This is a genomic window from Nonomuraea fuscirosea (assembly GCF_035917475.1).
In the GTDB taxonomy this organism is placed as follows: domain Bacteria; phylum Actinomycetota; class Actinomycetes; order Streptosporangiales; family Streptosporangiaceae; genus Nonomuraea; species Nonomuraea fuscirosea.
This window is the reverse complement of the sequence record NZ_CP109074.1, coordinates 6686732-6711514: the sequence shown is the minus strand read 5'-3', so window position 1 is coordinate 6711514 and position 24783 is coordinate 6686732. Positions and strand designations below refer to the sequence as shown.

General features: G+C 70.7%; 17 protein-coding genes. 10 read left to right on the top strand and 7 right to left on the bottom strand.

Going from position 1 to position 24783, the window contains the following annotated elements:
- Position 1 precedes the first annotated feature (1 nt).
- From OIE67_RS30710 to OIE67_RS30700, 3 genes are read left to right on the top strand one after another with little or no spacing between them, the layout of a single operon-like run.
- A complete protein-coding gene (locus tag OIE67_RS30710) occupies positions 2-961 on the top strand; it encodes an ABC transporter permease (RefSeq protein WP_106242154.1) in 960 nt (319 codons plus the stop codon).
- Entirely contained in the window at positions 958-1836 is an 879-nt protein-coding gene (locus OIE67_RS30705; RefSeq protein ID WP_326626965.1) for an ABC transporter permease, read from the top strand. The genes OIE67_RS30710 and OIE67_RS30705 overlap by 4 nt, the downstream gene beginning before the upstream one ends.
- A 15-nt stretch (positions 1837-1851) precedes the next feature.
- The gene (locus OIE67_RS30700; RefSeq protein WP_326626963.1) at positions 1852-3855 is read left to right on the top strand and encodes an ABC transporter ATP-binding protein; all 2004 of its coding nucleotides are present in this window, start codon (positions 1852-1854) and stop codon (positions 3853-3855) included.
- Positions 3856-4065: 210 nt separating this feature from the next.
- On the opposite strand, the gene OIE67_RS30695 is transcribed toward OIE67_RS30700, so the two are convergent.
- Together OIE67_RS30695 and OIE67_RS30690 are read right to left on the bottom strand one after the other, a co-directional pair.
- On the bottom strand, positions 4066-4992 hold the full coding sequence (locus OIE67_RS30695) for a hypothetical protein (protein ID WP_326626961.1): 927 nt from the start codon (positions 4990-4992) through the stop codon (positions 4066-4068).
- Positions 4993-5393: 401 nt separating this feature from the next.
- The gene (locus tag OIE67_RS30690; RefSeq protein WP_326626959.1) at positions 5394-6155 is read right to left on the bottom strand and encodes a GntR family transcriptional regulator; all 762 of its coding nucleotides are present in this window, start codon (positions 6153-6155) and stop codon (positions 5394-5396) included.
- 120 nt (positions 6156-6275) lie between these two features.
- Between OIE67_RS30690 and OIE67_RS30685 the strand changes: the two genes are divergently transcribed.
- The 4 genes from OIE67_RS30685 to OIE67_RS30670 all read left to right on the top strand — a co-directional run bounded on the left by OIE67_RS30685 (position 6276) and on the right by OIE67_RS30670 (position 10746).
- On the top strand, positions 6276-7406 hold the full coding sequence (locus OIE67_RS30685; protein ID WP_326626957.1) for an SIS domain-containing protein: 1131 nt from the start codon (positions 6276-6278) through the stop codon (positions 7404-7406).
- A gap of 20 nt (positions 7407-7426) precedes the next feature.
- Entirely contained in the window at positions 7427-8413 is a 987-nt protein-coding gene (locus tag OIE67_RS30680) for an N-acetylglucosamine kinase (protein WP_326626955.1), read from the top strand.
- Positions 8410-9339 carry a DMT family transporter gene (locus tag OIE67_RS30675; RefSeq protein WP_326626953.1) on the top strand — a complete coding sequence of 310 codons (930 nt, stop codon included), beginning with the start codon at positions 8410-8412 and terminating at the stop codon, positions 9337-9339. The genes OIE67_RS30680 and OIE67_RS30675 overlap by 4 nt, the downstream gene beginning before the upstream one ends.
- A gap of 207 nt (positions 9340-9546) precedes the next feature.
- Positions 9547-10746, top strand: coding sequence for a DUF2786 domain-containing protein (locus tag OIE67_RS30670; RefSeq protein ID WP_326626951.1), 1200 nt, complete (start codon positions 9547-9549; stop codon positions 10744-10746).
- A 123-nt stretch (positions 10747-10869) separates the two neighbouring features.
- Here OIE67_RS30670 and OIE67_RS30665 read toward each other — a convergent pair whose 3' ends face one another.
- Complete coding sequence (locus tag OIE67_RS30665; protein WP_326626949.1) at positions 10870-13446, bottom strand: X2-like carbohydrate binding domain-containing protein; 2577 nt, start codon at positions 13444-13446, stop codon at positions 10870-10872.
- Positions 13447-13861: 415 nt separating this feature from the next.
- On the opposite strand from OIE67_RS30665, the gene OIE67_RS30660 reads away from it, so the two are divergent.
- Genes OIE67_RS30660 through OIE67_RS30650 form a run of 3 tightly spaced genes read left to right on the top strand, consistent with a single transcriptional unit; the run spans position 13862 to position 17492 of the window.
- On the top strand, positions 13862-14863 hold the full coding sequence (locus tag OIE67_RS30660; protein WP_326626947.1) for an ABC transporter permease: 1002 nt from the start codon (positions 13862-13864) through the stop codon (positions 14861-14863).
- Complete coding sequence (locus tag OIE67_RS30655; RefSeq protein ID WP_326626946.1) at positions 14860-15795, top strand: carbohydrate ABC transporter permease; 936 nt, start codon at positions 14860-14862, stop codon at positions 15793-15795. Before OIE67_RS30660 ends, OIE67_RS30655 begins: the two co-directional genes overlap by 4 nt.
- Positions 15796-15821: 26 nt before the next feature.
- Positions 15822-17492: a type 2 periplasmic-binding domain-containing protein gene (locus OIE67_RS30650; RefSeq protein ID WP_326626944.1), complete on the top strand. Its 1671-nt coding sequence runs from the start codon at positions 15822-15824 to the stop codon at positions 17490-17492.
- Between the two features lie 45 nt (positions 17493-17537).
- Here the strand turns inward: OIE67_RS30650 and OIE67_RS30645 are convergent, their stop codons facing one another.
- Genes OIE67_RS30645 through OIE67_RS30630 form a run of 4 tightly spaced genes read right to left on the bottom strand, consistent with a single transcriptional unit; the run spans position 17538 to position 24725 of the window.
- Positions 17538-19328, bottom strand: coding sequence for an alpha-1,3-galactosidase-related protein (locus tag OIE67_RS30645; RefSeq protein ID WP_326626942.1), 1791 nt, complete (start codon positions 19326-19328; stop codon positions 17538-17540).
- Entirely contained in the window at positions 19303-21660 is a 2358-nt protein-coding gene (locus tag OIE67_RS30640; protein WP_326626940.1) for a glycoside hydrolase family 95 protein, read from the bottom strand. The genes OIE67_RS30645 and OIE67_RS30640 overlap by 26 nt, the downstream gene beginning before the upstream one ends.
- Before the next feature lie 8 nt (positions 21661-21668).
- Positions 21669-22625: an acetylxylan esterase gene (locus OIE67_RS30635; protein ID WP_326626938.1), complete on the bottom strand. Its 957-nt coding sequence runs from the start codon at positions 22623-22625 to the stop codon at positions 21669-21671.
- Positions 22626-22628: 3 nt separating this feature from the next.
- A complete protein-coding gene (locus OIE67_RS30630) occupies positions 22629-24725 on the bottom strand; it encodes an alpha-galactosidase (protein ID WP_326626936.1) in 2097 nt (698 codons plus the stop codon).
- Positions 24726-24783: the final 58 nt, after the last annotated feature.

The window sequence follows — 24783 nt, the reverse complement described above, 5'->3', positions numbered from 1 at the left end:
TTTGACCCGCTACCTCCTCGCCCGTCTGGGCCAGGCCCTGGTCATCGTGATCCTGGTGACGCTGATCACGTTCGTGATCCTGCACCTCCTGCCCGGGGGCGCGGCCAGGGCCATCCTGGGCAAGGAGGCGACGCTCCAGCAGATCGCCTCCTTCAACCACGAGATGGGGTACGACCGGCCGCTGTGGGAACAGTACGCGCTGTACCTGCGGCGGCTGGTCGGCGGCGACCTCGGCTACTCCTTCCAGCTCAACCAGTCGGTGGCCGAGGCGATCAACCAGCGCCTGCCCAAGACCATGCTGCTCTCGCTCGGCTCGACGCTGATCGCGGTCGTGGTGGCCGTCCCGCTGGGCGTCATCCAGGCCGTACGGCGTAACCGCTGGCCCGACTACACGATCAACGGGCTGTCGCTGCTGGCGTACGCCACGCCGATCTTCTTCATGGGTCTCATGATGATCATTCTGTTCTCCCAGGTGTGGCCGGTGCTGCCGCCCGAGGCCCCGCAGGGCTTCACGATGGCGGAGGTGCTGGCCGAGCCCGCCGGGCTCGTGCTGCCCACGCTCACGCTGGCGATCCTCACCGTCGCGGTCTACTCCCGCTACATCCGCTCGTCCATGGTCGACAACCTGAACGAGAACTACGTCCGCACGGCCCGCAGCAAGGGCCTGGCGGAGAGCCGCGTCATCGTCGGGCACACCCTGCGCAACGGCCTGTTCCCCGTCATCACCCTGCTCGGCATGTACCTGCCCGCGCTGTTCAGCGGCGCCCTCGTCGTCGAGCGGCTGTTCAACTACCCGGGCATGGGGCTGCTGTTCTGGCAGGCGGCGCTCAAGCGGGACTATCCGATCCTGCTCGGCGTCACCCTGCTCATCTCGGTGGCGACCGTGGCCGGCGCGCTGGTCGCCGACGTGCTCTACGCCGCGGTCGATCCGCGCGTACGGCTGAAGGCGGCCCGCTCATGAGCACCCAGGAAGAGGCGGAGCCCGTCCGCGGGATGTGGCGGCAGGGGCTGGAGGTTTTCAGCGAGAACCGGCTCGCCCTGGCCGGGGTGGGCCTGTTCGTCCTGCTGGCCGGCTTCAGCTTCCTCGGGCCGCTGTTCTACCAGACCGACCAGGTGCACACCGACCTGACCAAGGTCTTCCTGACCCCCGGCACGGACGGGCATCCGCTCGGCGCCGACGGCGTGGGCTACGACCAGCTCGGGCGGATGATGCTCGGCGGCCAGACCTCCATCGTCGTCGGGCTGGCCGCCGGCCTGCTGGCCACGGTCGTGGGGACGGTCTGGGGCGCCATCGCCGGGTTCGCCGGCGGCTGGGTCGACGCCGTCATGATGCGGGTGGTCGACGCGATGATGTCGATCCCCGCGCTGTTCCTGTTCATGCTCATGGCCTCGATCGTGACGCCGACCGTGCCGATGCTCATCGTCATCATCGGCGCCTTCGCCTGGCTCGGCCCGGCCCGGCTGGTCCGCGGCGAGGCACTCTCGCTGCGCACCCGCGAGTACGTGATGGCGATGCGCGGCATGGGCGGCACCGGCGGGCGGGCGGTGCGCAGGCACATCATCCCGAACGCCATCGGCACGGTGATCGTCAACGCGACGTTCCAGGTCGCCGACGCGATCCTGTACGTCGCCTACCTGTCGTTCCTCGGCCTGGGGGTGCCGCCGCCCGCGGCCAACTGGGGCGGCATGCTGTCCGACGGCCTGTCGGACACCTTCAGCGGCCACTGGTGGCTGCTGTACCCGCCGGGAATCGCCATCATCCTCATCGTCCTCGCCTTCAACTTCATCGGCGACGGGCTGAGGGATGTCTTCGAGGTCCGCCTCCGGCGGCGTTAGCAGGAGGAATCGTCCATGGAGGTACCAACCCAGCCGCTGCTGCGGCTGCGCGACCTCAGCACCGACATCGCGCTGCGGCGCGGCGCCGTGCACGCGCTCGACCACGTCAACCTCGAGGTACGGCAGGGCGAGACGCTCGGCATCGTGGGCGAGTCGGGCAGCGGCAAGACCATGACCGTACTGTCGATCATGGGCTTGCTGCCGACCGGCGGCCGCGTCGTCGGCGGGGAGATCCTCTTCGACGGCCGCGACCTGCGCGGCCTGGAGGCCCAGGAGCTGCGCCGGGTCCGCGGCGTCGAGATGGGCATGGTCTTCCAGGACCCGCTCACCTCGCTGAACCCCACCATGCGCATCGGCGCCCAGGTCGCCGAGCCGCTCCGGGTCCACCAGGGCGTCGGCAAGGCGGAGGCGCGCGAGCGGGCGATCGAGATCCTGCGCCGGGTCGGCATGCCCAGGCCCGACAAGATCGTCGACGACTACCCGCACCAGCTGTCCGGCGGCATGCGCCAGCGCGTGGTCATCGCCATGGCGCTCATCCGCTCGCCGCGGCTGCTCATCGCCGACGAGCCCACCACGGCCCTGGACGTCACCACCCAGCGCCAGATCCTCGAACTCATCGACGACCTGCGCGAAGAGTTCAAGATGGCGGTCATCCTGGTCACCCACGACCTCGGCGTGATCGCCGGCCGCGCCGACCGGGTCGCCGTCATGTACGCCGGCCGCGTCGTCGAAACCGCCACGACCGCCGAGCTGTTCCGCGCGCCGCGCCACCGCTACACCGAGGCGCTCATGCGCGCCCTGCCCGAGTCCGCCGAGAGCGGCCGGCTGTACAGCATCCCCGGCCTGCCGCCGGACCTGTCGCGGCCCCTGACCGGCTGCCGCTTCGCGCCCCGCTGCGGCTTCGCCACCGACGAATGCCGCACCACCGACGTCACCCTCACCGGGGACGCGCACGCGTTCGCCTGCCTGCACCCCGTCACCGACCGCGCCACGATCGCGCCGTCCGCCGCACGGGAGCCGAGCACGTCCGGCGCCGCCAAGCCGATCCTCACCGTGCGCGACCTGGTCAAGGAGTACGACGCCGGCGGCGCGGGCCTGCGCAGGACCGCCGCCAGGGTCAGCGCCGTCGCGGGCGTGTCCTTCGAGGTCAAGGCGGGGGAGACGCTCGGCATCGTGGGCGAGTCCGGATGCGGCAAGTCCACCGTCGGCCGCCTCGTCGCGGGTCTCGAACCGCCCACCAGCGGTGAGATCGTGGTGGACGGCGCCGACGTCACGACCCTCGACCGGGCCGCCCGCCACCGCATGCACCGGCAGGTGCAGCTCATGTTCCAGGACAGCTACGCGGCGATGAACCCGCGCATGCGGATCGACTCCATCCTCACCGAGCCGCTGGAGATCCAGCGGGTCGGCGACTCCGGCGCGCGCCGCGCCCGGGTGAGCGAGCTGCTCGACCAGGTGGGGCTGCCGCGGCGGTCGCTGGAGCGCTACCCGCACGAGTTCTCCGGCGGGCAGTTGCAGCGCATCGGGCTGGCCAGGTCGCTGGCGTTGCGGCCGCGGCTGATCGTGGCCGACGAGCCGGTCAGCGCCCTGGACGTGTCCGTCCAGGCCCAGGTGCTCAACCTCATGCGCGACCTGCAGCGCGACCTCGGCCTGTCGTACGTGTTCATCAGCCACGACCTGTCCGTGGTCGACTACATGGCCGACCGCATCGGCGTGATGTACCTCGGCAAGCTCGTCGAAGTGGGGCCCGCCCACCAGGTGGTCCGTGCCGCGCGGCACCCGTACACGCAGGCGCTGCTCGACGCCGTCCCCACGCCCGACCCCGGCCGCACCGCCGACGCGGGCTCGGCCATCCGGGGGGAGCTGCCGAGCGCGGTCAACCCGCCGTCCGGGTGCCGCTTCCGTACGCGCTGTCCCCTGGCGCAGGACGTCTGCGCCACTGAGCCGCCGCTCGCGGGCGGGACGCACCAGGTCGCCTGCCACTTCCCGCTCCGCCAGGAGGCGGCGGCGGGCTCCTGACCGTCCGGTGTCACCGCTGCGTGGGCTGGAGCAGGGGCGCAGCCATCCGTCGGCCGGGGTGGTGAACGCCATCGCCCGGGCGTTGCGGGTCGCACGGGCGGACTACGAGAGGACCTCGCGGCCGGCTCCGCCGCGCGGCGGAGCCGGCCGCGACCTACCGCAGTGAACTCCTGTGACCACCGCGCGCCCGGTGCCACGAGCCGGGCTCGATCACCGATCCCGTTCCCGAATGGCCTCCATGGCGTCGTCGAACTCGGGCAGGTCGTTGGCCGGGCCCTCGACCCTGGCCACGAGCGACGACTTGGGTGGCCTGATCGTGCCGCGCCGCCAGGAAAGGAACTCGGTCAAGGCCGATCCTTCGGCACGTGGCGGCTGGATGGGCTTGCCGGTGACCCAGGTGTCCCAGATCGATTGGAACCGGGTGGGCATGCCGTCCTTGTCGGTCCACAACCACCACCACACGAAAGCGGGAGCCAGAGCGGCCTCCGGCTTCTGCCCGGCGATCGCCCGGAAGGTGGGGGAGAGCGCGTACAGGTCGGCGAAGGTGATTTTCCCCTTGTACAACATCACGTTCTTGTGTTCCCGGCCGGTACTGTCCCGGTAACCCGCTCCCTTGATGAACTTCTTGGCATAGGTGTCGGACAGCAAGGTCTTGAGCGTCCGCGGCTCGAAGATATTGATGACCTGATCGGTGAAGGCGCCACCGTTCGCGACCGCGCCACGCAGGGCCCACGTCCTACCCGCGGGCAATGCGGGCTGGTAGAGGGGTCCGGTGGTGTAGAGCCTTCCGTTCACACCCACGGAACGATGGACCCGCGTCTGGATCTGGAGACTTTTCGCCGTCGGATCGCCGTCGGCGACATCCTGCTTCAGCAGGGCGGCGGAGTCTTCGCGCTCGAACCGGATGCGCCTGTCGAGGTCGGACGCGACCACCCCCTTCCGTCCGAGCTGGATCGAGCCCGCGCGCTTGAAGGTGTACCGGAATGACTGGGCCATGCGGTTGACCGACCGCGTGCGTGAACCCAGCTGCACGCCGCCTGCCTCCACCACCTTGGCGGTGAGCTGGGCGGACAGAAGCCGCCGGACCTGGCGTACCGGATCGCCGACGGCCGCTTCCGCCGAGGTGGGAGCGAGCAAGGCGCAGCTCAATGGTGCGACAGCTAAAACGGCAGTTGATCGTCTCATGCGAAGAACATCCTCACTCATGGCTGGGGGCGCGCACATCTTTGCATGATCTGGTGTGGCCGCGCCGCCGCTGGCGGCCACCGAATGGAGATCGCCGCGCCGGCGCCGGGGGCGTATGACGACACGCGGCCGCTCACCGTAGTGATCCCGCTCCGGCAGATCGGCTGGGTTCGCCCGGGCGACGGGTACGTGCCGGTTCCTGCACGAAGGGCTGCTTCGTTCCGGGGCACGGCACGTCCTGGAGGTGGCCCCGGTCACGCCCGCCCTGGGACGGTGATCGCCGGCCGCTCAGCCGATGTCGGCCGGTTCCTCCGCCGGTGACGGCCGGCCTCTCGGCCGGGGTGATGGAACGCTCAGTCGGTGATGGAGGCACGGAAGCGATAGCGGTCCCCCCGGTACACCTGGATCGTCAGTTCGAGCGGCCGGCCGTCCTGGTTGAAGGTGAGCTGCTCGGCGACCAGCACCGGGGTGCCGTCGTCGATCTCCAGCAGGTCGCGCTCGTGGGCCTGGGGCTGCCGTGCCTCCACGGAGTAGTCCGCGACCCGGGGGAACTGCGCCGGGTCGGCGCCGCGCAGGGTCGCGTACAAGGACGCGGCGGTGAAGTCGGTATCGGCCAGCGCGGGGCAGAGCGCCAGCGGCACCCGGTTGTGCTCCAGCACGACGACGAGACCGTCCAGATAGCGCAGGCGGCGCATCTCGAACAGCGCGGCGCCGGGGCCGATCCGCAGGGTCTCGGCCTCCTGCACGGTCGCCGGCCTGGCGCCCGACTCCAGCACCCGGCTGCGGGTCGGCAGGCCGTGCTTCAGCGCGTAGTCGGCGAAGCCCTCGACGGTGTGGCCACCGGTGGGGGTGGCGGCCTGCTCCTCTGCCCCGGTGACGAACCACCCGCGGGCGGCGGCGGGCTCCAGCAGACCCCGGCTCGCCAGCTCGGCCAGTGCGGCGCGCAGCGTGTCCCGGGACACCGCGTAGCGCGTGGCCAGGCTCCGCTCGGAGGGCAGCCGGTCTCCCGGCTTGGCGCCACTAGCGGTGATGTCACTCCAGAGCTGGGACGCGATCTGCACATAGCGCGGCAGGGCGTCGTCACTCAGCAGACCTTGCGGAAAAGAGGGAGGCATACCAGAAGCATACCAGTTGACGACCATTGACGGCCATAATCCGGGCCAGTAATATTCCAGTTAGTGGTCAGCTGGAAAGATCCAGCCGATGATCGACCGCTTCACCACAAGGGAGTACCTGTGACCGGCCTTCTCGGCAGCCTGGCTCACGAGACCGGGGCCGACGACACCGTCCGTGAGATCGCCCAGCAGCCCCGTGTCTGGCGGGAGATCGACGGCATCGTCACCGCCTCGCGGGCCGAGCTCGACGCCTTCCTGCGCCCGCCCGCCGCCCGCGTGGTGCTCACCGGCGCCGGCACGTCGAGCTACGCCGGCCAGGTGCTCGCCACCACGCTCACGCGGCGGCTCGGCCTGCGGGTCGACGCCGTGGCCACCACGGACATCGTGGCCGACCCGCGCGGCTGCTTCGCCGAGGACCTCCCCACCCTGCTCGTCTCCTTCGCCCGCTCCGGCGACAGCCCCGAGAGCGTCGCGGCCACCGAACTCGCCGGGCAGTGCCTGTCGGACGTGCGCCACCTGGTGATCACCTGCAACGCGAAGGGGCGGCTGGCCCAGGAGCACTCGGGCAGGGCCGGCTCGTACGTGCTGCTGATGCCGCCCGCCTCCAACGACCGCGGCTTCGCGATGACCTCCAGCTTCACCGGCATGACGCTCGCCGCCCTGCTCGCCCTCGGCGGCCCCGCCTACACCGAGGTCACCGGGCGGCTGGCCCGCGCGGCCGAGCGCATCATCGACGACGGCACCCTCGACCAGGGCATCGAGGCGCTCCTGGCCCGCGACCCCGAACGGATCGTCTACCTGGGCAGCGGCCCCCTGCGCGGGCTGGCCGCCGAGTCGGCGCTGAAGACGCTCGAACTCACCGGCGGGCAGATCGTCGCGCTCTCCGACTCCGCCCTCGGATTCCGCCACGGCCCCAAGGCCGTGCTGAACGAGCGCACGGTCGTGATCGTGTACGTGTCCAACGATCCGTACACCCGCAAGTACGACCAGGACATCCTCACGGAGCTCCGCGCCACCATGCCGCCCGGCAGCGTGATCGCGGTCGGCGGCGCGCCGGACGAGGGCAGCTGGCCGCTCGACGGCGTCGAGGACGTCGAGGACGCGGCGCTGGCCCTGCCCGCCGTCCTGTGCGCCCAGCTCATCGGCGTCAAGGCCGCCGTGCTCCGGGGCATCCGCCCTGACAACCCGTTCCCTTCCGGCGAGGTCAACCGCGTGGTGCACGGCGTCACCCTGCACCGGTTGCAGCACTGACAACGGACTGAGGTGACACCATGTTTCTCGGCGTCGACGGCGGCGGCACCAAGACCGCCTTCTGCCTGGTCGACCAGGACGGGACGGTAGCGGGGCGGGCGCGGACCGCCGGCAGCTACTACTTCTCCCAGGCGTCCGAAGGCATCGGCATCGTCGAGCGCGCCCTCAGACAGGGTGTCGAGGCGGTCTGCGCCGACGCGGGCATCGAACCGTCCGGCATCGCGTACGCCTTCTTCGGCCTGCCGGGCTACGGCGAGGCCCCTGGCGACCTGCCCGTCCTGGACGCGGCCCCGCGCGCCGTGCTCGGCCACGACCGTTACACCTGCGACAACGACACGGTGTGCGGGTGGGCCGGCTCCCTCGGGGCGGCGGACGGCATCAACGTGCTCAGCGGCACCGGCTCCATGACCTACGGCGAGCGGTCCGGCCGCGGCGTCCGGGTCGGCGGCTGGGGAGAGCTGTTCGGCGACGAGGGCTCGGCGTACTGGATCGCGGTCCGCGGCCTCAACGCGTTCACCCGGATGAGCGACGGACGCCTGCCGGAAGGCCCGCTCGCCGGGGTCCTGCGCCGCCACCTCTCCCTCGCCTCGGATCTCACCGTCATCGACGTCGTGTTCAACCGCTGGCGCGGCGACCGCGGGGAGATCGCGGCCCTTAGCCGGCGGGTCGTCGAGGCGGCCGGGCTGGGCGACGCGTGCGCCGCCGCCATCCTGGCCGAGGCCGGGCGCGAGCTGGCGCTCCTGGTGGACACCACCCGTGAACGGCTCGGCTTCGAGCCCGGCGAGCCCGTACCGGTCTCCTACTCCGGCGGCACGTTCACCGCCGAGGCGGTGCTCGAAGCCTTCACCCGCGAGCTGACATCCCTGCACGCCGGTTACGAGCTGCGCCGCCCGCTGTACGAACCGGTCGTCGGAGCCGCGCTCTACGCGGCGAAACTCGCCGGCACCCCCCTCGACCGGGCCGCGCTCGACCGCCTGCTGACCGCCGGACAAGGAGAAGGCGCATGATCAACGTCAAGAGAAGCTGGATACTCTACGCGACCCTGCTCGTCCTCTTCTGGGGCGTGTGGGGCGCCTTCTCCAGCCTCCCGACCAGCCTGTACGGCTATCCCGACGAGATGGTGTACGTCATCTGGGCGTTCACCATGCTGATCCCCGCCTTCTTCGCGCTGCGCGGCAACCGCTTCGACCGCCGGCCCGTCGCCGCCCTCTACGGCCTCATCGCCGGACTCACCGGCGCGGGCGGTCAGCTCCTGCTCTTCCAGGCCCTGTCCAACGGCCCCGCGTACCTGATCTTCCCGATCGTGTCCCTGTCGCCGGTGATCACCGTCCTCATGGCCATCGCCCTGCTCCGCGAACGCATCCAGTGGCTCGCCGTCGTCGGCGCGGTCGCCGCGCTGGCCGCGATCGTCCTGTTCAGCATCCCCGGCAGCAGCGACGACTCGAACACGACCGGCCCCTGGCTGCTGCTGGCCATCCTCATCTGCGTGGCCTGGGGCGCCCAGGCGTTCTTCATGCGCAAGGCCGCCCTGCTCGGCATCAACGACGCCACCACCTTCGGCTGGATGACGATCAGCGGCCTGCTGCTCATCCCGGTGGCGGTGCTGATGATGGGCGGGCTGCCCAGCGGCGCCCCCTGGCAGGCACCCGCCCTGACCGCGGTGACCCAGGTCCTCAACGCGGCCGGGGCGCTGTTCCTGGTGATGGCGCTCAGCCGGGGCAAGGCCGCGGTGGTGGCACCCATCACCAACGCACTCGCCCCCGTCCTGACGATCGTGCTGTCGCTGGCGGTCTACCAGACGCTCCCGTCGATCTACGGCGCCATCGGCATCGTCCTCGCCCTGGGCGGCTCGACCCTGATGGTGTACGCCGACGAGAAGCGCGGCGAAGACGTCACGGCGGGCGCGGTCTCACCGGAAGCGCCCGCCTCCTGACAGCCGGTCCCAGGGCAGCGTTGCGAGGGCGCGATCACGCCCGCAAGTGGCAGTGCCGTCCGAGCACGTCACCGGACCGTGGACACAGGAGGAGCAGGCGCTGTGGTCCGAGGACGGCGGCCACTGCATCATCGTACGGCTGGTGAGCGGGGACGAGGCTGCGCCCGGTAAGGTTCTGGCGGACTTTCCCCGACGTGGACGGAACGTGTGAACGAGGCCGATGAGCTGTTCAGCGCGGCGATGGACGCGCTGGCGCGCGAGGATCAGGCGGCCTTCGACTCCGCCGCCGCCTTCCTGGCCGACCGGGACGACGCCGACCGCGTGCTGATGGAGGCCGCGACACGGGCGATCTCAGGGGTGTGGCGGAACGGCTGGCAGCCCGCCGACGTGGTCAGGATCGCGGCCAGGCGGCTGAGCGACCGGCACGGGCGGGTGGCGGCCGATCTCATCGCCTGGGAGCTTCGGGCCTACGCGCGGGCCACGGTGGACGAGCGCTGGCGCGACCAGCTCGCCGATCTGGCGGCCACGGTGTGGTGGAAGGGCGGCTACCTGGCGGCGCGGCAGGCGCGCGACGGGGCCGGCCGGCTGGTGAGCGTCTCCTGCGTGCTGGAACTGCTGGGGCTGCTGACCGGGCTGCCCCGGCTGGAACTGCTGGGCCCGCCGCCCGGCGACGCTCGCCGTACGGTAACGGCACGCCCGCACGCGGTCAGCGAGAGGACGCTCACACGGGTACGGGGGCTGCTGGCCAAGGCGGAGTCGACGCCGTACGAGGCGGAGGCGCGAACGTTCACCTCGGCGGCGCAGAGCCTGATGGCGAAGTACAGCATCGACGCGGCGATGCTCGACGCGGCGGCGCTGGAGGCGCGGCCGGGCGGAGGCGCGGTGCCGGAGGGCGTCCGGGTCGGCATCGACGCGCCGTACGAGCAGCCCAAGGCCGTCCTGCTCGACCTCGTCGCCGAGGCCAACAGGTGCCGGGTGATCTGGTCGCGGGAACTGGGGTTCGCCACCGTGCTGGGGTTCCCGGCGGACCTGTCCTGGGTGGAGATGTTGTTCACCTCGCTGCTGGTGCAGGCCCAGACCGCGCTGGAGAACTCGGGCACCAAGAAGCACGGCGCCGGCCGGTCCAGGAGCAAGGCGTTCCGCCAGTCGTTCCTGTCGGCCTTCGCCTCCAGGATCGGCGAACGGCTCGCCGAGGCCACGGCGGCCGCGGTCGCGCAGGAGAGCGCCGGCCGGGGCGCCGACCTGGTGCCGGTGCTGGCGGCCCGGGAACAGGAGGTGGAACAGGCGGTCGAGCGCATGTTCCCGAACCTGGTCTCGCACCGGACGCGCACGTCCTGGGACCGGGAGGGCTGGGCGGCCGGCCGTACGGCCGCCGATCAGGCCGGCCTCGGCACGCGTGACCGGTAGGGCTCCCGGTGCCGCATCAGGGCCGCACCGATCATCACGGTCGTAGGCGCCGTTGCCGGGCGCGTCTGGGGACGCGGCGCCGGCAGTGGGCCGGGGTGTCCAGCACCCCGGCCCACCTGGGGATCAGCGGGTGGTGTAGCGGACGACGTCGGTGCGCATCACGTCGCCCGAAGCCTTGACCGCCTTGAAGGTGTGCTCCTGGTTCTTCAGTCCCGAGACGGTGAACGCGGTCTGCTGCGTTGCCCGTACGGCACTGTGGGTGTCGACCCGGCGGACGAGCTTGCCGTCGATGTAGACGTCGACGAGCCCCTGGTCGGGTGCGGTGGCGGTGATCCAGTCGAGGCCGGTGCCGGTGAACGTGTACGCGACGGAGTCGCCGTCGCGGGTCGTGGCGTGGACGTCGTCCAGATGGTCACCGCGGAAGGCGAAGTCCAGCTGCGCCGCCCCGAGCGGGAGGCCGGCGAGGTAGGCCGAGCGCAGGGTCACGGTCGAGCCGGACAGGGTGTAGTCCCGGTCCTTCTCCAGCGCGGTGCCGCCGCGCGAGACGCCGATGAACTCGCTGCCGTCGCGCAGCAGCTTCACCTGCACGTCCGCCGGCGCCTTCCGGTCGAACGACGCCGCGAACGGGTCGATCAGGCTCGGCTGGAGCACGTCGACGCGGTCGAGCAGCATGAAGGAGCCGGACTTCTTGACCGCCCTGAGCGTGTGGCTGCCGTCGGGCAGGTCGTTCACCGTGAAGACGGTCTGCTGGACGAGGCGGGGCTGGCCCTGCTCGCGTCCGGTGTGCACGGTCTTCACGAACCGGCCGTCGAGGTAGATGTCGACGTCGCCCTGGGATGTGTCCAGCTCGGTGACGTACGAGACGCCGGTGCCCTGGAACGTGTACTCGAACGCGTCGCCGTCGCGCTCGGTGTAGTGCACGTTGTCGTTGTAGTCGCCGAGCCCGCGGCCGGTGCTCTGCGACCAGTTCCCGACGTACGCGATGCCCGGGTCGGTGTCGTCGTGGACGACCGTGCGCACGGGGCCGGTCGACGGCGGGGCGGGGGTGCCGGTGTCGGTGACGTTCACGGTGAGCGGCTGGGAGGTGGCGGCTACTTCCTTGCCGCCGTTGCGGGTCCACTCGCCCTCGTACCGGACGCGCAGGGCGTCGTCGTTGACGGCGATCGCGGCACCGCGCTGTGGCGTCACCTTGAGCAGGCGTACGCCGTGGATCGGGACCGTGGCGGCGGTGAACTCGCCGTCGAAGCGACCGAGGTCCTTACGGGCCCACAGGTCGCGTACGGTGGCGGCGCCGGTCAGCCCGAGGTCCGACCAGCGGGCGGTGATGTCCTTGTCGGTACGGCCGAGGTTGAACAGCGCGACCGTGTAGCCGCCGTCGGCGTTGAGCGCGTACCAGACCTGCTGCTGCGCTGTCGTGGAGACCGGGCGGGCCGGGGTGCCGGCCTGGTCGGCCGCGATCACCTCCGGGTTGGTGAGCAGGCTCAGGCCGTACGCGTCCAGCTTGGTCAGGTCGTTGCCGGTGTAGAGCGGTGCGGCGGAGATCGCCCACAGCGTCATCGCGGTCCGCCGCTCGTCGCGGGTCAGGCCGTCCATGGTGCCGTTGCCGATGTCGAGCGAGTCGAGGTCGTTCCACCCGCCGTTCCCGCCGTGGCGCCACCAGGTCGACACGAGCGGGAAGAGCCGGGCGATGTTCTGCCACTGGGTGAGGGCCTCGCCGGCGCAGTAGCACTCGACGTCCCAGTCGATCCGCCAGCCGTTCGCCTTGGACCGCCAGTAGCCGGCGTACTTCGGGTCGAGCGCCCAGGACAGCTCGAACCAGATCTTGCGTGCCTTGAGCGCCGCCGACCAGGCGGCGACGTCGTCGCGGGCGTCGAGCGACAGGTCGCTCACGCCGGATCCGGGCGTGACGCTGTCGAACTTGACGAAGTCGACGCCCCACTGGGCGAGGAGGTCGGCGATCGAGTCGACGTACTTCTGGGCGCACGGATTCGAGAAGTCGATCCGGTAGCCGATGTTCCAGTAGTCGGAGGGCCGCAAGGGCTGGGCGGCGATGGCGCGCGTGGTGCAGCCGGGGGCGCCGGCGATCGGCAGGTTCGCGTTGTAGACGTCAGGGCCGATGCCGGGGATCAGGTAGAGCCCGAACTTCTGGCCGTTGGCGTGCACGTGGTCGATGACCTTCTGCAGGCCCTGCGGGTAGAGCGTGGCGCTGGGCTTAGGGCGGCCGTTGGCGTCGAAGCCGTCGTTCCATCCGGCATCGACGTTGATGTACTCGTAGCCGTACTTCTGCAGCTTGGCGCGCATCGCGTCGGACTGCTTGATGATCTGGTCGGCCGTGATCCACTTCCCGTTCCCGGAGTAGACCTGCATGCTGTAGCTGCTCCACCCCATGTACGGCCGCACGGCCCAGGGGTCGGCGGTCGAGGCGGCGGGCCCGTCGGCCACCGCGGTGGACGGGCCGGGTGCGGGCGTGGCGGCCCGCGCGCCCAGTGCCGGGCCTGGCTTGGGGCCGGTGGCGGCGGTCGGCCCGGCGCTCGGCTCGGGACCGGTGGCGGCGGTCGGCCCGGCGCTCGGCTCGGGGCCGGTGGTGGCGGACGCCGGCGGGGTGCTCGGCGACAGGAGCAGCGCGGCGGACAGTACGGCGGCGGCGGCGCGGGTTCGCCGACCGCCTAAGGGTGCGGCGATGCGTAGCGGTGACCTCACGGTCACACCTCCAGGTTGACGTACCGGTCCTCGAACGCGGGCGTCGGACGGACGGCGACCGCTGGGGTGCGGCACCCGAGGCCCGGCGCTCGAAGCCGGTGCGGATGGGCGGTTCGGGACGGGCACGAGACTCGGCGCCGCGGGTGACGAGCACGGAGTGCCGCCGAGCGTAGGGCCGATGCGGGCGGCAAATCAATACTTGACGAAGGAAATTATTGGGCTTACGTTTCGGCCATGTTTCTTGTCATCGGCGCTCGGCCGGGTGCCACCACCCCGTCCCGCATGGAGGAGGTGTGACTGTGAGGACACCGCCAGGTACCCCTCGACAGCTCGGCCTGCTCGTCGTCCCGCAGGCGGCCTGGTCGGCGTCCTTCGACCTGGGTGCCGTTCCGTCCGCCCGGAAGCGGGCGGCCTGATGCCGGTCACCACTCCGCGGACGACGCACTCGCCGAGCGCTGACGAGGCTTCGGCCCGGCGCCCGGCCGCCCCGGTGCGCCGGCGCAGCCGCTGGTCCGAGGCGCGGAAGTCGTGGCGCCTGTACTGGCAGCTGTACCTGCTGGCCAGCGTGCCGATCGCCTATTTCATCATCTTCAAGTACATCCCGATGGCCTTCAACGTCATCGCCTTCAAGGACTTCAGCCCCGTGCTGGGCCCGTGGGGCAGCGACTGGGTGGGGCTGCAGAACTTCGAGCGGCTGTTCAGCAACCCGGTCTTCCTCGACCTGCTGCAGAACACCCTCCTGCTCTCCTTCTACCTGGTGCTGGCGAGCTTCCCGATCCCGATCCTGCTGGCGCTGGCGTTGAACGAGATCGGCAACGGCTGGTTCAAGCGCACCGTGCAGATGGTCACCTACGCGCCGTACTTCATCTCCACCGTGGTCGTGGTCTCGATGACGATCCTGGTGCTCTCGCCCCGGATCGGCATCGTGAACGAGGGGCTCAAGCTGGTCGGTCTCGGCCCGATCGACTTCCTCGGTGAGCCGGGCCTCTTCCAGCACATCTACGTGTGGTCCGACGTCTGGCAGACCGCCGGTTACGCGGCCGTCATCTACCTGGCCGCGCTGGCCGGCATCGACCCGGCGTTGCACGAGTCGGCCAAGATCGACGGGGCCAGCCGGCTGCAGCGGATCCGGTACGTCGATCTGCCGGGGATCATGCCGACCGCGGTGATCATGCTGATCCTCGGCGTGGGCAACATGATGGCGATCGGGTTCGAGAAGGCGTATCTGCTGCAGAACAATCTGAACCTCGCGCAGTCGGAGATCATCCCGACCTATGTCTACAAGACCGGCCTGATCAACGCGGACTTCAGCATGGCCGCCGCCGTGGGCCTGTTCAACTCGGTGGTCAATCTCTGCCTGCTGCTGACGGTCAACTTCGCCGCCAGGCGCATCACCGGAAAAGGACTGTGGCGATGACGACGACCACGCTCGCGTCCAAGCTGCGGCGCACCCGCCCGGCCACGGCGAAGGTCCGCGAACCGTTCGCCGACCGGGTGTTCCTGCTCGTGGTCAAGATCCTGCTGGTGATCACGCTGGGGCTGGTGCTGCTGCCGCTGATCTACATCGTGGCCAGCTCGCTCAGCAGCCCGGCCGCGGTCAATGCCGGCCGGGTGCGGTTCTGGCCGGTCGAATTCTCCCTGGAGGCCTACCGGTCCGTCCTGAGCAATTCGGAGATCCTGCTGGGGTACTACAACTCGCTGATCTACGCCGTCGCCGGCACCGCGATCAGCGTCACGCTGACGGTGGCCATCGCCTATCCGCTGTCCCGCAGGACGTTCTTCGGCCGCAACGTGCTGATGACGCTGCTCATCTTCACGATGCTGTTCTCCGGCGGCCTCATTCCGACGTACATGGTGGTCCAGGACTTCGGGCTGCTCGACACGCGCTGGGCCCTGCTGCTGCCCAACGCGATCGGCGTCTGGCAGGTGATCATCGCCCGTACGTTCTTCGCCAACTCGATCCCCGAGGAGCTCCATGAGGCGTCGATGCTGGACGGGGCGAGCGCGCTGAGGACGCTGTGGTCGGTGGTGCTGCCGCTGTCGAAGCCGCTGCTGGCCGTCCTCGCGTTGATGTACACCGTCTATCAGTGGAACACCTATTTCGACGCGCTGGTCTATCTCAAGGATCCCGACCTGTTCCCGCTGCAGATCATTTTGCGCGACATCCTCATTCTCAACACCCCCAGAACGGGCGCCGCGGATCTGGCCCAGCAGATGCATCAGATACAGCTCGCCAACGTCCTCAGATATGCGCTCATCGTCGTTTCGAGCCTGCCCGTATTGATCCTCTACCCGTTTATCGCACGCCACTTCACCAAGGGCGCAATGGTGGGCGCGGTCAAGGGATGACGAAACTCAAGAAAAGGAACAATGCCATGAAGCCGCATTCTTCCCGAACCGGGATCGCCGCAGTCGTGGCCACCGCGGCGCTGGTCGCGGCGGGCTGCTCCTCCGGCGGCAGCACGGCCGGCGCCCCCCAGGCGAAGATGGAGGGCGACAAGGTCGTCATCTCGGTGATGGCGCCGGCCAATCCCGACATGGAGCTCAGCACGAACAAGGTCACGACCTTGCTCAGTGACAAGTTCAAGATCAAGTTCCAGTTCCAGAGCACCACGATGGACGGCGCGGCGGCCAAGGAGAAGCGCCAGATCGCGATCTCGAGCGGCGACTACCCGGACCTGTTCCTGCTGATTCCCTATGTCGACGCGTTCACCAAGACCGACCTGCAGAAGCTCGGCAAGCAGGGCGTCGCGGTGCCGCTGGAGGAGCTGATCAAGCAGCACGCGCCGAACATCCAGAAGGCGCTGGACTCCAACAGCGTGCTCAAGGCGATGTCGACCGCGCCGGACGGCCACATCTACGCCCTGCCGCAGTGGTCCGACTGCTACCACTGCACCTATCCCAACAAGTTGTGGATCAACTCGGCGTGGTTGAAGAAGCTCGACCTGTCGATGCCGAAGACGACCGAGGAGCTGCGCACGGTCCTGCGGGCGTTCAAGACGAAGGATCCGAACGGCAACGGCAAGGCCGACGAGATCCCGATGACCACCGACACGCAGGACAGCACCCTGATCGGCTACCTGATGGGAGCGTTCGCCTACGCGCCCTACGGCGCCACCAACGGCGTCCCGTCACTGCTCGAGCTCAACGGCGGCAAGGTGAGCACGCCCGTCGACAAGCCCGAGTGGCGCGAGGGCCTGAAGTACATCAAGTCGCTCTACCAGGAGGGCCTGATCGACCAGGCCTCCTTCACCCAGAACGCCGAGGCGCTGCAGGCCGTCGGCAACGACCCGGACGCCGTCAGGATCGGCTCCTCGCCCGTGCTGTGGCCCGGCATCTTCGTCCAGCTCTCCTCCAAGGACGGCCGGGACAAGCAGTACGACGCCACGCCGCCGCTGACCGGCCCCGGGGGCAAGAGCTACACCGGATACAACAACCCGACCTCTATCGGCTACACCTTCATGCTGACCAACAAGTCGAGCGAGGCGGCCCGGATCGCGGCGATCAAGATGCTCGACTACATCTACACCGATGAGGGACAGATCATCGCCAACTCCGGCCCTGAAGGGGTCGGCTGGGTCAAGCCCGGCGACGACGACGTGGCCCTCGACACGAAGGTGAAGCCCACCTGGAAGCCGTTGCCCTCCACCGAGATCGCGAAGAACATCGCCTGGTCGTCCATGGGGCAGTACAACGTCACGCTCGCTCTGCGCAACGCTCAGGCGGTGCCGATGGAGGTCTACTCCGAGGCCGGCCTCGAACGGCGGCTGTTCCAGGCGACGCAGCAGTACGAGCCGCACGTGGACAAGGCCCGGGTCTTCCCCGAGGCGCAGGTCTGGACCGACCCGAGCGTGGTCTCCGAGCTGGCCACGCTGAAGACCAACCTCGACAGCTACGTCAACCAGGGCCAGCTGGCCTTCATCACCGGGTCGAAGAACATCGACACCGAGTGGGACGCCTGGGTCAAGGGCCTGGACGGGCTCGGCATGAAGCGCTACCTCGAACTCAACCAGCAGGCGTACGACAAGGCTCGGCCCGGCAACTGACGTGAGGAGTCCCGGCCGGTCGGGGGAGACCGGCCGGGACTCGTGTCAGTCCTCGATCACCGACGGGTTCAGGCCCGGGTCGTAGTGGTTGCCCTCGATCACGATGCCGGAGCTGCCGTGGAAGACGAACAGCGGCGAGGTGTACGGCGGCCGGTCCGGCCCGTCCAGGCGGCGCACCACGTTGCCGGTGAAGCGGAATCCGCCGACGCTCCTGACGTCGGCCACGGTCACGTCGCCGACCTCGAACGTGTTGTCCTCGACCGAGATGCCGTGGTGCACCAGGCCGGGGATCTCGTCGGTGGGCTCGACGAAGACGACCGGACCGGCGGGCCTGGTGAAGGTGTTCCCGCGGATGGTCACGTCGGTGACCGCGCCGGACTCGTACCACGAGGAGGCGTCGGCGGAGATGAAGATATCGGCCATCGACATGCCGTCGAACCGGTTGCCGGTGATCAGCACGGGCTTCGGCGTGGTCACCAGCACGCCGCGGGTCGGCACGTTGCGGAAGACGTTGCCGGAGACGAGCACCTCGGGCGCGTACGTGAGGTTCTCCGTGACCGTGCCGCCGACCGCGACGCCTTCGGGCACCGGACGGTCGAACGTCACTGTCATCGTGGTCAGCGGCCGGGTGTGGTCCGTGCCGGTCGGCCCGTCCACCGCGGTGACCACCGCGGGCGAGCCGGTGAGCGGCGTCATCGTGCGCTTGTCGATGAACCGCACCTGGTCACCGGGATGAAACTGCGGGAATCCGGCCGTCTCAGGGTGCATGTAGGCGAGGGTGAGGGTGGCCGGCTCCGGCCTGCCGCTCACCTCCAGGTAGGTCCCGTGGACGTTGATCGGATCGTCGTGCGGCCCGTCGAAGGTGCAGCTGGTGATCGTGACGCTGCCCTTGACGCCCGACAGGTTGACATGGTCGGCGAATGACGACGATGATCGGCCGGAGGCGGGGTCCGGGGCGAAATTCACCCGGTCGATCGTGATGTCCTCGCTGAACTGCCCCACGACCCCGAACTCCTGGAGGTAATGGGCGTTCATCGAGCGCATGGTGACATTTCGCGACTCCCAGATGAACGCGCCCGGGTGCCCGCGCTCGATGAGCCGCATCTGGTAGACGAGGCCGGCGTCCTCGGGTGGCGTCGCGCTCGTGTAGTCGATGCGGATCCGGCCCTCGCCCAGGTCGGTGACCGCGGCGACGCCGGTGAACAGCGGATTGTCCCCACGCCAGGTCCGCCGGGCGGCGGGGTCGTGGATCTGCGTGTACTCCAGGCCGTCCACGCCCGACCAGTAGGGCCGCCCGCTCACCGGGCTGGTCTCGCCGAGCCAGGTGATGTGGGTGCCGTCGACGCGGTACGGGGTGCCGGCGGGAAGGGACAGGCGGCGCCAGGCCCGCCCGCCGGTGACGCCGGCCGCGGCGACCGTCGCGTCGATCACCTTCGGGGCGGCGTAGTCGACGGAGAAGTTCGTGAACGTCACGTTCGTGGAACGGATCGCCGCGAACGCCGTCTGCAGCCCGTGGTAGACCAGCCTGGCGCCGCGGCCGTCGACCGTGACGTCGCTCCTGTCCTCGACCAGCAGCCCGATCCTCTTGTCCCGGTAGCGCTGGTCGGCGCCGACGGTGTTGGACACGTACAGCTCACGGACCTCGGCCTGCTCGGGATAGAGCTGGTACGTGCCGCCGGCGAAGACGATCTCGACGGGACCGTGGAGGGTTCCGGCGTACCGCAGTGCCGCGGCGACCGCGGGGGCCGAGTCGGCCCGGCCGGTGGGGTCGGCGCCGAACGCGGTCACGTCCACCTGGGACGCGCCGCGCTCAGGCCGTGAAGTGGTGCTCCTCAAGCATGAATCCTTCCCCTGGACGGCAGGCGACGTCGATGACGGCGTCGCGATGGCGGACGCGGGTGCGCGCCGCCCGGTCGCAGTGGATCCGGGCCCGGTGCAGGCGCCCGTCGCGCCAGGCCACGTCGACCGTGAAGCCGCCGCGGGCGCGCAGCCCGCGGACCGAGCCGTCACGCCAGGACGAAGGCAGCGCCGGCAGCAGCTCGACCTCCTCGCCGTCGGACTGCAGCAGCATCTCGGCGAGCGCGGCGGTGCCGCCGGCGTTGCCGTCGAAGGAGTAGATGTTCTGCTCGGCGCCGGCGACCCCGCCGACGGAGTAGCTGAGCAGGTTCGCCTCGCTGGCTTCCGTGATCAGCTTGGTGAGGTGGGTCAGCGCCTTGTCGCCGTCGAGCAGACGGGCGTAGAAGGCGGCGAAATTGGCCTCCACCCACTCGGTCTGCTCCCAGCCCGGCGCCCGCTGCCGGCGTTCCAGGACCACCTCGGCGGCACGGGCGAGCTCAGGCGTGCGGCGCGGCGTGATCTGCCGCTCGGGGAACACCGCGCACAGGTGCGAGGTGTGCCGGTGGGCGGGGACCGCCTCCTCGGCGTCGTCCAGCCACTCCTGCAGCTGGCCGTGCCGGCCGATCAGGAACGGCGACAGCCGTTCCCGCGCGGCGGCGACGCGCTCGCGAAGGTCAGGATCGCAGTCGAGGATGGTGGCGGCCTGGCCACAGATCCGCAGGATCGCCTCGGCGAAGACGCGGTCCACGGTGTTGCCCATCGCGATCGAGCACGGGGTGCCGTCCGGCGCCAGGTACCAGTTCTCCGGCGAGTCGGACGGACCGGCCACGAGCCAGCCGTGGACCGGATGGGGCACCAGGTAGGAGAGCAGGAACAGCGCGGCGTCGCGGAGGACGGGGTAGGCCTCCTCGCGGAGGAACTCCTCGTCGGGCCGGTACTCGTAGTGCTCCCACAGCTGCAGGGCGAGCCAGGCGCCGCCGGTGACGTTCAGGCCCCAGCCCAGGCCGGCGCCGGGCGCGGTGTAGCCCCAGGCGTTGGTGACCGTGTGCGCGACCCAGCCGTCCGCGCCGTACATCCCCTTGGCGGTGGCCCGGCCGTGCTCGGCGAGCCGCTGGAGGAACCGGACCAGCGGGGTGTGGCACTCGGCGAGGTTGGCCGGTTCCGTGGCCCAGTAGTTCTGCTGGGTGTTGATGTCGAGGTGGAAGTCGTCGCTCCAGCCCGAGGTGCTGGCCAGCCCGTCGTTCCACACGCCCTGCAAGGCGAGCGGCAGGGGCGAGTCCTCCCGGGAGCCGGCGACGGTGAGGTAGCGGCCGTACTGGAAGTACAGGGCGAACAGGTCGTCGTCGCGCTCGCCGCGGGCGAGGCGGTCCCGGCGGACGTCGGTGGGCAGGTCGACCGGCTCGCCGAGGTCGATCGACACCCGGCCCATCAGGCGGCGGTGGTCCTCGGCGTGCGCGGCGCGTACCACGTCGTAGCCGGCCTCGGCGGCCGCGGCGATCAACCGCTCCGCCCGCTCGGCCGGGTCGTCGCCGGCCCAGTCCGTGCCGACCGCGACCAGCACGACGGCCGCGTCCGCGCCGATCACGGCGACCGTGCCGGCGTCGCGGCGCAGCGTCCCGCCCTCGGTCTCGATCCGGACCCGGATCTCGACGGCGGCGCCCCGGGTCCCGTCACTGTGCAGCGACTCGACCGCGCGGCCGCTGAACGCGAGACCGCAAGTGACGCCGGACGTGACGCCGGACGCGAGGCGGGACGTGACATCGGAGGCGAGGCCGGACGTGACGCCGGGCGCGGTGGTCGTGACCTCGCCGGGGAACACGCTGTCGTCCAGGCCGGCCGTGAAGCCGACCGCGCCGGGCCGATCGGCCGTCAGGCGCAGCGCGATGACCCCGTGAGGATGGGAGGCGAGCACCTCCCGTACGTGACGGACGCCGTCCTGTTCGAACTCGACCCGGACGATGCCGTCGTCGAGATCCAGCAGGCGACGGTAGCCGCGGAACCCTCCGCCGCCGAAGTCCAGCCGCAGCCGGGGGAGCGGCAGGTTGGTGCCGAACGAGGCCGGCCGGCCGAGCAGGTGCTCCTCGGCCAGCCGCTGGGCCTCGGCCGGCCGGCCGTCGAACAGCAGCCGCCGCACGGCCGGCAACGCGCCGAGCGCCGTGGGGCTCACGTCGGTGGCCGAGGGCGCCCCCGACCACGCGGTCGACTCGGACAGCCGGATGCTCTCGGCGCCCACACCGCCGTACACCATGCCGCCGAGCCGGCCGTTGCCGATCGGCAACGCGTCGAACCAGCGCTCGGCGGGCCGGTCGTAGCGGAGAACGGTGGAAGACATCGGACTCCTCATGCCAGCTGATCGCGCAGCCACGGAAGCTGGACCGGCGCCTGGAACGTCCCGCCGCCCTCGTGCCGGTTGTACGGCCAGACCTGCATTCGCTTCGGCCCCGCGTAGTGGTTGTAGGCGGCGAAGACCGTGGACGGCGGGCACACGTCGTCCATCAGGCCGACGGAGTACAACGCCGGCGCGGTGGCCCTGGCCGCGAAGTTCACGCCGTCGAAATAGCGCAGAGTGCGGAAGACCTGCTCGACGCGATTGCGGTTGGTCGCGCAGAAGACCGACAGCTCCTGGTACGGGTAGGAGTCGGTGATCTCGGTGGCCCGCCGGAAGCAGGTCAGGAACGGCACGTCGATCAGCGCGGCCCGGACCTGACGGTGCAGACCGGCCACCGCCTGCGCGATGCCGCCGCCCTGGCTCGCCCCGGCCACCACGATGCGGCCCGGGTCCACGGCGGGGAGGGTGGCCGCCAGGTCCACCGCCCGGACCGCGTCGGTGAACAGCCGGCGGTAGTAGTACTCCTCGGGGTCGAGCACGCCCCGGGTCATCAGGCCGGTGTGGTGCGGTGTGCCGTCGCCGGGCAGGTCGGGGGTGTCTCCGTCGCCCTGCCCGCGGGAGTCCACCACGAGCACGGCGTAGCCGGCGGCCGGCCAGAGCAGCCATTCGTGCGGACGCCCGCGCCCGCCGCCGTACCCGATGAACTGCACGACGCACGGCAGCGGCCGCTCGCCGATGACGGGCTCGATCAGCCAGGCGGCCACCCGCTGACCGTCGTGGCCGCTGAACCGCACGTCGAAGACGCGCACCCCGGGCAGCAGCGCGTCGCAGGGCGTCACCTCGGCCGCCAGGTCGTGCTCGCGGGCGGCGCTGAGCGTGCGGGACCAGAAGGCGTCGAAGTCGTCCGGCTGGTCGAGGGCCGGGCGGTAGTCGCGCAGCCGGTCGAGGGGAAGGTCGAACATGGCCATGGGTCAGTCCTCGATGCGGATGAGCTGGACGAGGGCGCTGGCGTGGTCGCCCTCGGGCAGGGAGAGGGGAAGGCCGGACCGCAGCAGGACGGCTCCTGAGTAGGTGGCGCCGGTGTCCGGATCCCGGTAGGTGGCGTCGGGGTCGAGTGCGGTCAGCCGCAGCGGGGCCGGTTGATGCCCGTACGGGCGCGACGGGCACCAGGCGAGCACCACGAACCGGTCCTCGTGCGCGAATCCCACCGCCGTCAGGGTGCCCTCCCCGGTCAGCCGGTACGCCGTGCCGTGCTGCACCGCCGGCCGGATGCGTTTGTACGTGGCGATCAGCTCGGTGGCCTCCTTGAGCTCGTCCTCGGTCCACGTGGCGAGGTCGCCGCCGACCCCCAGCGCCCCGGCCATGGCGACGTGGAACCGGAACCGCAACGGGGTCTGCCTGGCGGTGGCCACGTTCGGGCTGTCGGTCACCCACGCGCCCATGACCTGGGCCGGGAAGAGCTGGCTGAAGCCGTGCTGGATGGCGATCCGGTCGACGGGGTCGGTGTTGTCCGAGGTCCAGATCTGGTCGGTGCGGGCGAGGATGCCCAGGTCGGCGCGCCCGCCGCCGCCGGCGCACGCCTCGATGCGCAGACCGGGATGATCGGCGCGCAGCCGGTCCATGATCCGGTAGACCGCCCGCGTGTGCTCGATCCACAACCGGTCGGGGTCGTCGTGCCCGGGCCAGCCGGCCTCGGTGAACGGCCGGTTGGCGTCCCATTTGAGATAGTCGATGTCGTGCTCCGCCACCAGCCGGTCGAGCCAGGCGTGGGCCCAGGCGGCGGTGTCCGGCCGGGCCAGGTTGAGCACGAGCTGGTGCCGCAGCTCGGTACGTTCGCGGTTGGCCATGTGCATGACCCAGTCCGGATGCGCCCGGTAGAGGTCGCTGTCGGGGTTGACCATCTCCGGCTCGACCCACAGGCCGAAGCGCATGCCGAGCCGGTGCACCTCGGCGGAGAGCGACCGCAGGCCACGGGGGAAGCGGTCCGGGTTGGGCGTCCAGTCGCCGAGGCCGGCGTGGTCGCCGACGCGGCCGCCGAACCAGCCGTCGTCCACCACGAACAGCTCGACGCCGATCCGCGCGGCCTGCGCGGCCAGCGCCGTCTGGCCCGCCTCGTCGACGTCGAAGCCCGTCGCCTCCCACGAGTTGTAGAGCACCGGCCGCGGCTCTCCGGGGTGCGGAAGCACGTGCCGGGCGACGTACGCGTGCCAGGCCCGGCTGGCCGCTCCGAACCCGCCGGCGGTGAACAGGCCGGCGAAGACCGGCGTCCTGAGGGTCTCGCCGGGCGCGAGCGACCAGGTGAGCCCCTCGTGACCGTGGCCGCCGGTCCACGTCGTGCGGCCGGCCGGGTCGCGGTGCAGGGTGATCCGCCAGCTGCCGCTCCAGGCCAGCGCGGTGCTCCACACCTCACCGTGCTCCTCGCCGGCCGTGCCGTCGTCGAAGGCCAGCCAGGGGTTGGCGTGGTGGCTGGTCAGGCCGCGCCGGCTGGTGAAGACCGTCTCGGCGGTGGCGACGTCGCCCCGGCGCAGCCGGAACTCGCTGTTCCAGCCGCCGACCAGGTGGCTCACCCGGTAGCCGTCCCGGCTCGGCAGGGTCCACGCCGCGCTGTCGCAGCGTCGCAGCGTGATCGGGAGCCGATCGTCGCGGTTCTCGACGGTGGTCCACCGCTCGATCACGTCGCTGTCCTCGTGCACCCGGTAGTGCAGGGTGAGCCGCAGCGGGTAGTGCCGGTCGTCCAGGTGGATGCTCAGATAGCCGTCGTCGGCGTCGTGGCCGGCGTAGCGCCACTCGACGGCGCGGGTGCCGTCGGCGAAGCGCACCTGCAGGCCGGGCGGCCCGAAGCGGGCGCCGCCCTCCACGGCCAGCTCCTCCGCCCCGCCTACGGCGTCGAAGCTGCTGCCCGCCGCCGGGGTGCGCTCGGCCAGCTCTCCGGCCTGCTCCAGGGTCAGGGCCGCACCCCAGTGCACGTGCCGCACGGTGTCGTCCTCGTCGATCCGGACGGCGTACGACGTGGACGGGGTACGCAACAGCCACAGGCGCCGGCGGGGCTCGAACAGCGGAGGGGACATCTGGCTCCTTGGTGGTGATCGTGGGAGCGTGGGCGGTGAGTGCAGTGAGCGTAGGTCC